Raw genomic sequence first — 13646 nt, 5'->3', positions numbered from 1 at the left:
CAAGAAAATGAATATTTTAAAGAATTACATTGACGGAAAATGGTCCGAAAGCGCATCAAAAGATTCGATAGCGGTACATAATCCGGCCAATCAAGAAGTTTTGGCAAAGGTCCCTTACGGTACGGATACCGCAAAGGATGTAGATCGGGCGACCAAGGCCGCACATAAAGCATACAAAGAATGGAGCAAAGTACCCGTGATGAAAAGAACACAGGTACTGTACCAGCTCAAAACCTTATTGGAGGACAATCGGGAAGCGTTGGCAGAAGTCATTACCAACGAATCGGGAAAAACCAGGGCTGAATCGCTTGGGGAAATCCAGAGGGCCATAGAAAATGTGGAAGTGGCTTGTGGCACTCCTATGCTCATGGCAGGGGATGTCATTGAGGACATTGCCACGGGTATCGATGAGATGATGATCCGCCAACCACTTGGAGTAGCGGCCTGCATCACTCCGTTCAACTTTCCGGGAATGATCGTGTTTTGGTTTTTGCCCTACGCCATTGCCACGGGGAATGCCTTTATCGTAAAACCATCGGAAAAAGTGCCCATGACCATGATGAAGGTCTTTGAACTGATTGATCAGCTCAACATTCCGGACGGGTTGTTGAACTTGGTGCACGGAGGAAAGGAATCCGTAGATGCAATATTGGAAAACCCCATCATAAAAGGAGTAAGCTTTGTGGGAAGTACCCCGGTAGCCCGTTACATTTATTCCAAGGGAACGGCCAATGGAAAACGGGTTCAAGCGCAGGGCGGAGCTAAAAACCCTGTTGTGGTTCTGCCCGATGCGGATATTGAAATGTCTTCCAAGATCATTGCGGATTCAGTATATGGATGTGCTGGACAAAGGTGTTTGGCCGCTTCAACCATTATCACTGTGGGCGATGATAAAGGAGAGATCAAGGATTCAATTTATGAAACAGTAAAGAACAGGACCACGGGCTATGGTCTGGACAATGTGGATATGGGACCGGTGATTACCCCAGAAAGCAAGACAAGGATCGAAGGACTCATCCAAAAAGGGGTGGACGAAGGGGCCAAACTTTTGTTGGATGGTAGAAATGCAACGATTTCCGGATATGAAAAAGGAAATTTTATAACCCCCACCATTTTGGAAAATGTGGCTTTGGACAAAGAGTTGATACAAACTGAAATTTTTGGACCTGTGATGAGCTTGATATCGATGAAGAACATTGATGAGGCCTTGCAATTTGTCAATAATGGCAATTATGGGAACATGGCCTGCCTTTTCACGACCAGTGGTGCCAATGCCAGAAAATTCAGGAACGAAGCTGATGCAGGAAACATCGGGATCAACATAGGCGTTGCCGCGCCAATGGCCCAGTTCCCATTCAGTGGTTGGAAGGATAGCTTTTTTGGCGATCTGCACGGACAAGGAAAACACGCCATAGAATTTTTTACCCAGACCAAAGTGGTCATCGAACGTTGGCCGAACATTTGGTCACGTAAATTTTAAACGATAACAAATGATCAAAATAGCAAATGCCCCTTGCTCATGGGGCGCACTGGAGTTTGACCTTGAGGAGAAATCGGAAGAAATAGGGTTTGAACAGGTTTTGGATGAAATCAAGGAAACAGGATATTTGGGCACTGAACTTGGGGATTGGGGCTATATGCCGACCAATCCTAACCTTTTGAGAAAGGAAATAACCAAAAGGGACCTTCAGCTCTTGGGGGCCTTTGTTCCCGTTGCTCTGGCAGATACATCAAAACACTTGGAGGGCCTGGAATCTGCCATGCGTGTAGCAAACCTGATGCACAAGGCTGGCTATGAAGATGCCTTTATCGTATTGGCGGACGATAATGCCTCGGTAGTGGAAAGAACTAAGAATGCCGGAAGGATAACTCCAGAAATGGGACTTTCACAGGCCCAATGGGAGGTTTTCGCAAAAGGAGCCAATCAAATAGCAAGTGCCGTAAAGAATGCTTTTGGCATAAGAACCGTTTTCCACCACCATTGTGCGGGTTATGTGGAAACCCCTCAAGAGATAGATACCTTAATGGAGCTTACCGACCCCGATTTAGTGGGACTCTGTTTGGATATGGGCCATTATGCCTTTGGAGGTGGGGATCCGATAAAAGCTTTGGAAAAATATAGAGATAGGATTTGGCACGTTCATTTTAAGGATTATGATTCCAAAGCTGCCCAGAGATCCAGAAAGGCCCAAGGGGATTATTTCGATGCGCTCAAAAGAGGAGTTTTTTGTGAACTGGGCAAAGGAGATATTGACTTTAAAGCAATTGTGGATTTGTTGTGCCGAACCGGATACGATGACTGGATTGTAGTGGAACAAGATATTTTGCCGGGCATGGGAAACCCAAAAGCATGCGCCAAGTCAAATAGGGATTATATTATAACATTGGGATTATAGTTTATAGAAATCAAATTCATGAAAAAACCAAAATTCGCCGTTGCCGGTTTGGGCAGAATAGGCAAGATTCATTTGGGCAACATTTGCCAAATGGAAGGGGTCCAAGTGGTCGCGGCCATGGATCCCTTGGAAGAGGGCAGACAATATGCCAGGAACAAGAACATACCGTACATTGCTTCTACCTTCGAAGAAATGTTGACAATGACCCCCATAGACGCTATAGTGATCTGCTCACCAACCGACACCCATGCAGATTATGTGGAGATGGCTGCTAAGGCCGGTATCCATGTCTTTTGTGAAAAACCCCTCGATCTATCATTGGAGAGGGTAGTGGAGGTCCTCGATATTGTGAACAAGGCCGGGGTCAAGCTCATGTTGGGCTTTAACCGTAGGTTCGACAAAGAGTTCAGAAAAGTGAAGGATTTGGTGAAAACCGGAGCTGTGGGTCAGCCCCACTTGGTCAAGATTACCAGCCGGGATCCCGGGGCCCCGCCCATAAGTTACATTGAAAAATCGGGCGGACTCTTTTTGGACATGACCATTCACGATTTTGATGTCGCCCGTTTTGTGGTCGATAAGGAAGTGGAGGAGGTATATGCCAAGGGGGCCGTTCTTATAGACGAGGCCATTGGCAGGGCAGGTGATATAGATACTGCAGTGGTGACGCTTACCTATTCCGATGGTACTATGGCCGTGATTGATAATAGTAGAGAGGCGTCCTACGGATATGATCAAAGGGTGGAGGTGTTTGGATCTAAGGGCATGGTCCAGTCCAATAACAACTTTATGGATTCCCATAAATTGTACAACGATAAGGGCATACATGCAGCCTTGCCTTTACATTTTTTCTTGGAACGGTATAGGGAAGCGTACAAGAACGAAATCTGTGACTTTGCAAAGAGCCTTGAAAATAATGACAAAACACCAGTTGATGGAAATGATGGACTTCAATCGTTGAAAATAGGTCTGGCAGCAATCAAATCACTCAGGGAGAATAGACCTGTTAAAATCACTGAGATATTTTGAATAAGGCAAAATGCAAGTATTTATGCTTGATTTTTATGTAAACAATGAATCCTATGAATGAAAATGACCTGTATTACCCAGATGTGAAGAAAGCCTAAATGGTAGGAGGGGATAAGTCATTTTTAAGTTGGTTCAAATCCCCGTTGTTTGTAATAGTTAAGACTTAATCTGACAATCTTAACAAATTAGTTTAATACTTACATTGGATTTGTCAGATGAGTAGGGTAAAAAATCATCAAGAAGTTAGGATAACTTGTAGATATCCCGATCTTTAGGACAGATTTTCTACAAAACCATTATAATTATCAAGCTGCTTTTCTATAAACATCTTTTGGTCTTTGGTATTCAATGGACTGGTACATGGGCCGGATTATTGAGACCCCTAAAAACGGACAATTTGAGCCACCCAATAGGTGGGTGTAGTGGTTAGAAAATCAGTTTTTTATGTTGTTGTGAAGGGTGCTCAATGTTATCCGTCGAAGGTGGTATACTATGTCCGGCGTTTCCGGTCCTACATTAGTCCTTGTCCAAGCACTCCTTTAAAAGTCGATAGGCCCTTGAGATATGGCCCTCGACGGTCTTTACCGAAATCCCTAATTCCTCGGAAATTTCCCTGTAGTTCAGCCCACGGACCTTTCCCCTGACAAAGACCTCCCCACATCGCTCAGGGAGTTCCTCCATACACCTTTGCAACAGCTGAACACGCTTTTTGAGTTGATCATCTTCTTTTTCCATAGCTAGCATAACAGCTGTATGGTAGTAAGAGGAAAGCATTTCATTTTTTAACCTGAGATGCCTGTATTTATCCATGAGCTTATTGTATACCGACCTATAGAGTAAAGCATTCAAGGAAGTTTGTATATTGATTTCCAGGCGTTTGGCCCATAGGTTCAAAAAAACATCTTGGACCACATCCTCGATGATGTCCCGGTCTTGACAATAGCTTAAAAGAAAGGAACATAACTTTTGATAATACGAAGAATAGAGCTTATCGAAAATCTTTTTGTCTCCCTTCTTTAGGGAATTCAATATAAATATGTCGGTATGCTGCTGCAAAAAGAGGTTGTTTTTTTATAACAAGAGCAAAAACATAAAGTTTTTGTCCTTCAAAGGGGGGGGATTTGAATTCTCCCACGTCATAAGATTAAATAATTATTAAGTATGAATCAAACGAAGGTTGATAAATTACTGCTAAAATTAGTTGAAAATAGACTTTCCGAAAAAGAGTCCGAGGAACTCATAGCGTGGCTGAAGTCCAAGGAACACCAAGACTATTTTCGTGAGTTTGTGGAAATCAACCATTTATTGAACTCCGAACAGTACTTTGGGAATGCTGAAAGATTACTTGATAAAATGGAACCATCCAGAAAAAGGTTCAGCCCATCTGCATTGTTGAAATATGCGGCCGTGCTCCTTGTTCTGATCAGTTCGACACTCTTTTTCAAAAACGATATCTTCCCAACAGAAGATTCGAAGGTCCCTGCTCCTGTGATTCATAATAATAGGATACAGCCTGGTGTCAACGCAGCGGTATTGACCCTTGGGGATGGCAAGGAAGTTGCGTTGGGAAAGGGTGCTGACTACTCCACTGAGATTCTTAATGCAAAAGAGGATCGGATTGTATATGCTCCAAAGCAGGACAAGGCAAGCCGGATGGAATACAATTACCTTTCCGTGCCCAGGGGAGGGCAGTTTTCCCTGCTACTTTCCGATAGTACCAAGGTCTGGCTCAACTCCGAATCCAAACTGAAATATCCCGTGGAATTCGTGGCGGGACAACGTAGGGAGGTATATCTTCTATATGGGGAGGCCTACTTTGAAGTCACATCCAGTACAAAGAACAACGGCGATGATTTTAAAGTATACCACAAGGACCAAGAGATTCAGGTACTGGGAACTCAATTTAATATCAAGGCCTATGGAGATGAGCCGGAAGTGCTTACGACCCTTGTAGAGGGTAAGGTCGCCGTTCGCAATGGGGAAAGGTCTCTTGAGATAGCTCCTGGAGAACAATCAAGGCTCAATCTGGATACCGGTGCAATTGAGGTTTCCGAGGTTGATGTCTTTGCTGAGATTTCATGGAAATCCGGGGTCTTTAGTTTCAAGAAAAAGCGTCTCGAGGAAATCATGAGAACGCTCGCCAGATGGTATGATATGGAAGTGATCTTTGAAAACAAGTCTCTGAAGGACAAAAGGTTCAAAGGAGTGCTTAGAAAAAACCAAAGCATCGAGGATATACTCTCGGTCATAATGTCCAGTTCGTTGCGCAGTTATGAAATCAACGACAAAACCGTCACACTCAAATAAATAGATAACCAACGATAAAAGGAAGTTAAACCAAAAAAAGGACTGCTTATGATCTAAAAACGTAACCCAAAAAAAGGGACGGGCCAAACTCGCCAAAGTTCAATAGCCACGCCCCCTATTTATCATTATTAATTAATTGTTTAGAAACTAACTAATAACAATCAAATTTATGAAAACTAAACTAACGAAAGCTAGGTTTCTGATGGGAAACCGGCTTCTATTGCTTCTCATGAGAACATTTATCTTTTTGTGTTGTCTTACAGTGTTCAGTTTTGCTCCCAACAATCTGGTTTCTCAAAAATCCAGTATAAAAATTGATTTGGATGGAGCTATGACGGTTGATGAGGTCTTCGACCTGATCATGAACCAGACCGACTACAGTTTTGTCTATGAGGTCGGGATGTTCGATGATTATCCGACAATACCTGTAAAAAAGGGACGCATCAGTACCAACAGGCTTCTTAAAAAAAGTCTGGAACCGGGTAACCTCAATGTTGTTTTGACAACGGACAACACCATAATGGTCAAGAAAGCTGAAAAGTCTAATAGAAAACCACAAATCAACGTGTCTGGTACCGTGACTGATCAAGAAGGTTTTCCTTTGGTCAATGTCGCAGTCTTGATTAAAGGGACCACAAAGGGTGCCACCACGGATTTTGATGGTAATTACAACATCACGGTTCCCTATCGCGAGAATGTGCTGCAGTTTATATACATGGGTTTCGAGACCCAAGAGATCAAGGTGGGCGACCAGACTACTTTGAATGTAGTAATGAAAGAAACAACACAAGCATTGGAGGAGGTTGTGATTACAGCACAAGGGATCAAAAAATCCAAGAAAGCTTTGGGGTATGCAATTTCCCAAGTAAAAGCGGAAGAAGTGGAGCAACGTCCAGAGGCTGATTTGGCCCGAACCCTTCAGGGTAAGATTGCCGGTGTGGTAATCACTCCCGCAGATGGACAGACCGGTTCCGATTCCCCCATTCGGATACGGGGAAACGTTTCAATCACGGGTTCCAATAATCCATTGATCGTAGTGAACGATGTTCCTTTTAATGGACTGCTTAGGGACATCAACCCCAATGATATTGAAAGTATGAGCATTTTGAAAGGCTTCAACGCCTCCGTGCTCTATGGTAGTGAGGGTAGGAACGGGGTCATCCTGATTCAGACCAAGAGTGGTTCGGCCAAAGTCGGCCAAGCACAGACAACGGCAACGTATTCAACCACGGTATACACCAATACGGTATCACAGTTGCCCGAGTTCCAGAACACCTATTCCAATGGAGGGGAAGGAGAGTTCCAACCCACGTACCTTTCCAACTGGGGACCTGCATTTTCGGAAATCGGAACAATCGATCATCCTTATGCCTCTTTGGGTGATATTTTTCCTCAGTACGAGGGTGCGACCATGGACATAGCGGCGAAGCCCAATAATGTCCGTAACATTTTCCGTACAGGTGTAGGTACTACCCATTCACTTACCGTGGCGACATCACAGGAAAAAGTTGGGTTCAACATTACCGCAGGTTATACGGATGAAAAAGGTATCATCGATCACAACGATTTGAAACGGTTCAATATCAGTGTGGGTGGTAGAGCTCAGATTTCCGATAACCTGGATCTTACGGCGACGTTGAACTATTCATCAAGAAAAGTGAATACGGTTTATGGAGAGAGTATTTTCAACGTAGTGTATTACCAGCCCAGGTGGATTGATCTGACCGAGCTTCCTTATCAGAACCCATTGACAGGGGAATCGGTTTATTATAGAAATGACACCAATCCCTTGTGGATGTTGCATAACACTGGAACCAACGGTATTACGGAACATGTTTACGGTACGGTCAATGCCAATTATAAATTGAACGACGACTTTAACCTGATTTATAGGGCAGGATATGATAGTAGACATTATAACGGTTTTGAATATTCCAACAAAGGAGGATATGACGATAATACTTTTAGAATAGGTTACCTCCGTTTGGATAGTAACCGTGACGTGGATGTCAATCAGACATTGATTCTTGGTTTCAACAAGAACATTACCAAGGACCTTAACCTAGAGGCGCAGATTGGTGCCAACTCTAGGATAACCAGATACCAGAGCAGATCCTCGGATTCCAATGGACAAGTGGTATACGGTTTTTTAAGGCCCAGTAACTATACCACTACAGAATCTGATTATTCGTCCCAAGATGAAAATCTGGCAGGTGTGTTCGGTCAGTTCCAGTTTGCCTACAAGCGATATTTGTATGCAACCCTTTCCGGTAGAAATGATTGGGGAAGTACAGTGGAAAGGGCCAATCAATCCCTATTTTATCCAGGCGCATCTTTATCCTTTGTGCCGACCTCGGCCTTTGACTTTGGTGGTAACCTGGTCAACTTCCTGAAGATTAGGGGAGCCTATGCCACCTCTTCCGGTTATCCGAGTGCATATAGGACCCGTGGTACCTTGGTCATCGATAACCTTAGGTTTGCCGCGGCCGATGGTTCTTATCCGGTAACCAATAGATACAGTACAAGATTTGCCAATCCTAATCTGGCACCCGAGCTTCATACGGAGTTCGAACTGGGATTGGAGACCAATATGTTCAATAATAGATTGACCTTGGAAGCCTCTGTTTACAAAAGGATCTCAGAAGATCAGATTGTAGGTGCTCCCTTAGCTGGATCTTCAGGGTTTGACACTCAGTATATAAATCTGGGAAGGGTTGACAATAAGGGGGTTGAAATCGACTTGGGCATAGATTTGTTCAAGAACGATAATTTTCAATGGAATTTTCGTAACATTTTTACCGCTGATGAATCCTTGGTGGTTAAAACCACCGATACCGGTGCAAACATCAGCTTGCAAGAGGATAGGTATGCCGTGGAAGGACATCCTTTTGGTGTTGTGATGGGGGATTATGCCCTTCGTGACGATCAGGGCAATCTCTTGATAAGTGGAAATGGTTCCAGTACCAGGATTGGTGAGGTAATTACCAGTAGTGATGTGGGCTTTGATGATGAGGTCATCGGTGACCCCAATGCGGATTGGCGATTGACCAATATCAACACCTTTAGTTATAAAGGCTTCAGGTTTTCAGCACAGCTTGAATATAGGCACGGTGGTGAGATCTACTCATCAGCTGTGAGCAGTATGTTGCAACGGGGTGTGACCCGGGATACCGAGGACAGGGACGGCGCTTTTGTCATTCCAGGTTTTTTGGCTGACGATGCCACTGGGGAGCCTTTATTGGACTCCAATGGCAATGAGATCCCCAATACTTTTCAGATGAATCCCGGTAGGATTTCGTATTCCAATTATTACAATGCCAATGACTTGGCCATGTGGGATACCTCTATATTCCGTATCAGGGAAGTTTCCTTAGGATATACCCTCAATAGGCAAAAGGGACAATCGTTGCCTTTTAAAAAGATTGACTTTACCCTATCAGGAAGAAACCTTTGGTATAGGGCACCTAATTTCCCAAGGTATACCAACTATGACCCAGAGAGTGATGGCCTGGAAGGAGACAGTACGGTCCCTTCCACAAGAAGGATAGCATTGGGCATAACCGCAACATTTTAATCCTACCTAAAAAGAAAAAACATGCAAAATATAGTAAGATACTTTAGTATAAGCACACTGGCCTTACTGCTCTTGATGGGTTGCGAGGTAACGGATTTCGATCTACAGGACAATCCCAACTATCTGACCCCGGATAGTGCGGACCCGGAATACATGCTCAACGAGGTGCAGTACCTTTTCCAGCATTACATGAAATGGATGATCATCAACACGGACGATGTCATGCGTTACGAGGCTATGACCGACACCTACGGGGATGTGGTCCCGACCAGTGTAATGGATGGTTCTACCAGCAATGAGTGGGATACCTATTATGAGGCCCTCAACAATGTACGTACAATCACAGCCTTGGCTGAAGAAGATGAGACTCTACTTTTCCATAGTGGAATCGCCAAGCTTTTGATGGGCTATATGACCGTGACCATGGTGGATTACCTTGGGGCGGTGCCGTATTCACAGGCAGTGAACAACGCGGAGTTCCCCAATCCAGAACTAGATGGTGGAGCAGAGCTCTATCAAATGGTACTGGGCCATATCGAAGAGGCCAAGGATGAAATTGAAAGAGCGAATTTTGAATTTTCCACGGATCTTTTCTATCAAAGTGACAAGGACAAATGGATGGCCTTTGCAAATTCATTGAAATTGAGAATGCTCGTCCAAGCCAGATTGGCAAGCGCCGATATCGGTGTATCCAATATCCAAGGGGAAATCAATGCCCTGTTGTCCGAAAACCTGATTGATACCAACGAAGAGGATTTTCAATGGTCCTACAGTACGGTGCAGGAACCGGAAAGCAGGCACCAATATTTTCAAAGAGCTTACGTGAGCGGTTTTGATCAGTATATCGGGAACTACTTTATGTTCCTTTTAAAAGAGTCGAAGAGCAGTCCAGATCCCAGGATTCGATACTACCTCTACCGTCAATCCGACGAAGACCCATTCAGTGGACCTCCCTATTTGCCCTGTCAGGGTGATCTGGATGTCGATTACTGCTACATCGGTGATCAATATTGGGGCTATGACCATGGGGAAAGCCGTGTAGGAAGAGGGGACAATCTCCTTAGAACCGTTTACGGTGTTTACCCTGGCGGAGGTAGCTTTGATGAAAACCAATTTGTAGGTGCACCGAGCACTACCGATAACCTGGGAGGAGCTGGAATCCTTCCTTTGTTGACCTCTTCTTACGTCAGCTTCCTGCGTGCAGAAGCAGCCCTTACCCTAGGGACGAACGGGGACCCAGCCAGCTTGTTGGAAGCCGGTATCCGAAGCTCCATGGACAAAGTGATGAACTTTGGAGGCGTAAGCTCCGATCTTGAGCCCACATCCGCTGATGTCGATGCCTATGTTGATGAGGTACTGTCGGATTATGCCAATGCGACCACTGATGAGGAACGTTTGGACATTGTCATGAAAGAGTATTATCTCTCCGCATTTGGAAACTCGATGGAGTCCTATAATTTTTATAGAAGAACAGGATATCCTTCCGACATCCAAGTACCCATCGATGATGATGACCCTGTGTTTCCGCGAAGCTTCCCGCTCTCTAGATTAGAGGTACAGCGTAATCTGTCCTTAGAGCAGAAGAACAACTATGACAAAGTATTTTGGGACACCAACCCTGATAGTTTCATTAAATAACCAGCAAAACGATTTCTATTATGAAAAGAAGTATAAGCATACAATTTTTATTGGGACTGTTATTCTTGATAGGTTGTTCCAATGACAACAATACCTTTGAGGATATTACCGATCGTGGAGGCTTTGTCTCCTTCGACCAGACTCCTGAGCTCAGCTATAGCGTGCTCAGTCTGGATTCCGATATGATCAGTGCACAGTTGGTGGATTCCAACGGCAATGCTGAGATTTATTCCCTTTCAGTTACCTACGGGGACATTGTGGCGGAGGATATCGTCACGGTAACAGAGTTTCCTTACCAATTGGAACTTTCTATCAGTGATATCATCGATGCTCTTGGTTTAACTGAGGAGGATATCGAATTGGGGTCGACCATGTCCTTTGTGGGCACAGTAACCAGTCCGAACGGTACCTTTAGCGGGGCTTCCCCAGACTTGAACGACAACAATGTCAATGAAGGTGGAGATACCACGGATAGATCCAAGTTGTATTTCCCGAACCAGGCCATGGAGTTTTCCATTTCCTTTTTTCAACCAGCAGGTAAAACGATCAGGGGAACCTCTTTTGAAGAAGTTCCGATTGGAGCCGAGGACGACACTTATGACCGAAACGGAAGCAATGATGAGACCCTTGACCTGATCAATGGCGATGTACCACCTTATGTGGACTATGTTGCAGCAGGCAATGGTGTGGATGATGAGCTTGGTTTTGATGCGGAATATATAGCGATTACGGATATCAGTAGCAGTAGTCTTGGCTTCTCGGCCGAACGTATCGGTGTTTTTTCCTTGTTCGAGGATTATGAGGCTTATCCAGATGGAACCCAAGGATTCCATTCGGAAGATGCGGATGGGGCCATTCGCTTGACCTTTGATACTGTTGAGGTGCCTGAGGGACAGCAAAACTCTGGAGTATCTTTTCAAGTATACTTTGGGGATACCAGCTGGGAATCATTGGATGGCATCCATGCCTATGCCAATATCACGACCGATTCAGGAGCAGAGGTCCTTGAATTGGCCAGCATCTACAGTGATGATATCGAGGAAGTTGCCGGACAATGGTATGAGATTAATAGCGGGTACGTAAGAGGAGTACGTTCCTATGAATTGGTCATTCAAATACAATCTGGTGCTACATCCGAGTCTTTTGATATTGACAATGTAATCATTTATGAATCCGAGGACTAGCCTTGGTCATTGATTGATCTAACAATTGATTTGTTCTCTAAATTGTTGTGAGGATATCGGTCCCAATTTGATTTGGGGCCGATATTCAATAATAATGATTTGTCAAAATGGAATAGGAACGCATGGCGTTCTTGTCAATAAAAAAATAAACTATATGAAAATCATACAATTCAGAACGGATTTTTCCTTTGCCGGGCGGTTTATGGCCATGGCATTGATGTTCTTGGCATCTTGCTCTTCCAGTGGAGGAAGCGATGACGGGCCCACTCCAGAGGTCGACCAAGAGGCGCCCACGGCGCCCACGGGACTTACCGCTGAGAACATAACCCAGACCACTGCAAGGTTGAGCTGGGATGCCGCAACAGACAATGTTGGTGTTCAGAACTATGCCATTTATCAAGATGGTGTTTTTTTGACAAGTTCCGGACAGTTCTTTTATGCCTTGGACGATTTGGAGCCGGGCACGACCTATTCTTACCAAGTATTGGCCATTGACCAAGCGGGAAACGAATCCCCTTTGAGCACAGTTCTGGAGTTGACCACTATGGGGTCCATAACAGCGGAGCTCCAGTACGAGTCTGGAAATATCGATACCTATCTGAGAAACCTTATAGATAACGTACCGGGAAGCGGACAGGACGGCTATACCGCTCCAGTTGATGCACAACTGGACCTTTGGGAAGCAGTTGTCGGCCATATGCTCAACGACCAGATTTCGGAAGCCGTAGCGAAATCCGCAGAACTTAATTATCAAATCACAGAATTTACGGATAACACACTTTCTCCCAATCAGGTATTTTATGTTTTGGCTGAATACGACAGTGCAAAAACGAATTATTGGGGTATCTATGTATTCAGTGCGACACCAGAAAGCGAAGATCTTATTTTGATGGCGCCACACATTAAATATGATACCAACACAGGCTATGAAGCGGCATATTCCTTTAGGAACAATGTAGCCAAGGCACTTCTTTTGAGCAGTGCCCATAGATGTAACAGTGATACTGAAACGGAATGTTCCGGGACGACCTCAGCTTGCGGTAGCAGTGGAGCATACCGTATATCGGATTTGGCACATAATACCGATTCGGCTTTCCAAAGAACGACCGAGGTCATTGCCACAAGCCTGCCAAGTACAGTATTTGTACAATTACACGGTTTTGGCAAGGGCGATAATGACCCAGATGTGATCATGAGTAATGGGACGGACCAAATTCCTGATACCGATTATGCCTCCTTGATCAGGGATGCCCTATCGAAAGAGGATGCTTCATTGACCTTTAAGATTGCCCATATCGATACAGATTGGAGCAGACTACGGGGGTTTACCAACACACAAGGTCGTTTTATCAATAGTTCTCCCGATCCGTGTGGCACTTCAGCCACGGAGACATCGGGAAGGTTTATCCACATTGAACAGGCGCGACCAAAACTTCGTCAGGATGCTTCAGGTTGGGCAAAGATGAGCAATGCCTTGGGCACTGTTTTCAAATGATGGATAGTCAACTATCAATTAACAAA

The 13646-nt window shown here is 44.6% G+C and carries 9 protein-coding genes; 8 read left to right on the top strand and 1 reads right to left on the bottom strand.

Features of this window, described 5'->3' with window-relative positions:
• The first annotated feature begins 7 nt into the window (after positions 1-7).
• From J4E06_RS01925 to iolG, 3 genes are read left to right on the top strand one after another with little or no spacing between them, the layout of a single operon-like run.
• Positions 8-1480 (top strand): CoA-acylating methylmalonate-semialdehyde dehydrogenase, encoded by a 1473-nt coding sequence (locus J4E06_RS01925; RefSeq protein WP_349522361.1) that lies wholly within the window; start codon positions 8-10, stop codon positions 1478-1480.
• 10 nt (positions 1481-1490) lie between these two features.
• Positions 1491-2396: a TIM barrel protein gene (locus J4E06_RS01920; RefSeq protein WP_349522360.1), complete on the top strand. Its 906-nt coding sequence runs from the start codon at positions 1491-1493 to the stop codon at positions 2394-2396.
• 18 nt (positions 2397-2414) lie between these two features.
• Complete coding sequence (gene iolG / locus J4E06_RS01915) at positions 2415-3422, top strand: inositol 2-dehydrogenase (RefSeq protein ID WP_349522359.1); 1008 nt, start codon at positions 2415-2417, stop codon at positions 3420-3422.
• A 516-nt stretch (positions 3423-3938) separates the two neighbouring features.
• Here iolG and J4E06_RS01910 read toward each other — a convergent pair.
• Positions 3939-4478 carry an RNA polymerase sigma factor gene (locus tag J4E06_RS01910; RefSeq protein ID WP_349522358.1) on the bottom strand — a complete coding sequence of 180 codons (540 nt, stop codon included), beginning with the start codon at positions 4476-4478 and terminating at the stop codon, positions 3939-3941.
• 105 nt (positions 4479-4583) lie between these two features.
• Here J4E06_RS01910 and J4E06_RS01905 point away from each other — a divergent pair, with 105 nt between their 5' ends.
• From J4E06_RS01905 to J4E06_RS01885, 5 genes are all read left to right on the top strand, one after another.
• Positions 4584-5729: a FecR family protein gene (locus tag J4E06_RS01905; RefSeq protein WP_349522357.1), complete on the top strand. Its 1146-nt coding sequence runs from the start codon at positions 4584-4586 to the stop codon at positions 5727-5729.
• A gap of 229 nt (positions 5730-5958) precedes the next feature.
• Positions 5959-9303 carry a SusC/RagA family TonB-linked outer membrane protein gene (locus tag J4E06_RS01900; RefSeq protein WP_349522356.1) on the top strand — a complete coding sequence of 1115 codons (3345 nt, stop codon included), beginning with the start codon at positions 5959-5961 and terminating at the stop codon, positions 9301-9303.
• A 21-nt stretch (positions 9304-9324) separates the two neighbouring features.
• Positions 9325-10941 (top strand): SusD/RagB family nutrient-binding outer membrane lipoprotein, encoded by a 1617-nt coding sequence (locus J4E06_RS01895; RefSeq protein ID WP_349522355.1) that lies wholly within the window; start codon positions 9325-9327, stop codon positions 10939-10941.
• Positions 10942-10961: 20 nt separating this feature from the next.
• On the top strand, positions 10962-12125 hold the full coding sequence (locus J4E06_RS01890) for a hypothetical protein (protein WP_349522354.1): 1164 nt from the start codon (positions 10962-10964) through the stop codon (positions 12123-12125).
• Between the two features lie 154 nt (positions 12126-12279).
• Complete coding sequence (locus tag J4E06_RS01885; RefSeq protein WP_349522353.1) at positions 12280-13620, top strand: fibronectin type III domain-containing protein; 1341 nt, start codon at positions 12280-12282, stop codon at positions 13618-13620.
• Positions 13621-13646: the final 26 nt, after the last annotated feature.

The organism is Allomuricauda sp. NFXS6 (assembly GCF_040148835.1).
Classification (GTDB): Bacteria; Bacteroidota; Bacteroidia; order Flavobacteriales; family Flavobacteriaceae; genus Flagellimonas.
The sequence above is the reverse complement of the archived record's forward strand: the minus strand, read 5'-3'. Positions and strand labels throughout refer to the sequence as shown.

Coding starts and splice junctions, on each gene's coding strand:
- J4E06_RS01925 (WP_349522361.1), top strand. CDS start 8: ATGAATATTTTAAAGAATTACATTGACGGAAAATGGTCCGAAAGCGCA.
- J4E06_RS01920 (WP_349522360.1), top strand. CDS start 1,491: ATGATCAAAATAGCAAATGCCCCTTGCTCATGGGGCGCACTGGAGTTT.
- iolG (WP_349522359.1), top strand. CDS start 2,415: ATGAAAAAACCAAAATTCGCCGTTGCCGGTTTGGGCAGAATAGGCAAG.
- J4E06_RS01905 (WP_349522357.1), top strand. CDS start 4,584: ATGAATCAAACGAAGGTTGATAAATTACTGCTAAAATTAGTTGAAAAT.
- J4E06_RS01900 (WP_349522356.1), top strand. CDS start 5,959: ATGAGAACATTTATCTTTTTGTGTTGTCTTACAGTGTTCAGTTTTGCT.
- J4E06_RS01895 (WP_349522355.1), top strand. CDS start 9,325: ATGCAAAATATAGTAAGATACTTTAGTATAAGCACACTGGCCTTACTG.
- J4E06_RS01890 (WP_349522354.1), top strand. CDS start 10,962: ATGAAAAGAAGTATAAGCATACAATTTTTATTGGGACTGTTATTCTTG.
- J4E06_RS01885 (WP_349522353.1), top strand. CDS start 12,280: ATGAAAATCATACAATTCAGAACGGATTTTTCCTTTGCCGGGCGGTTT.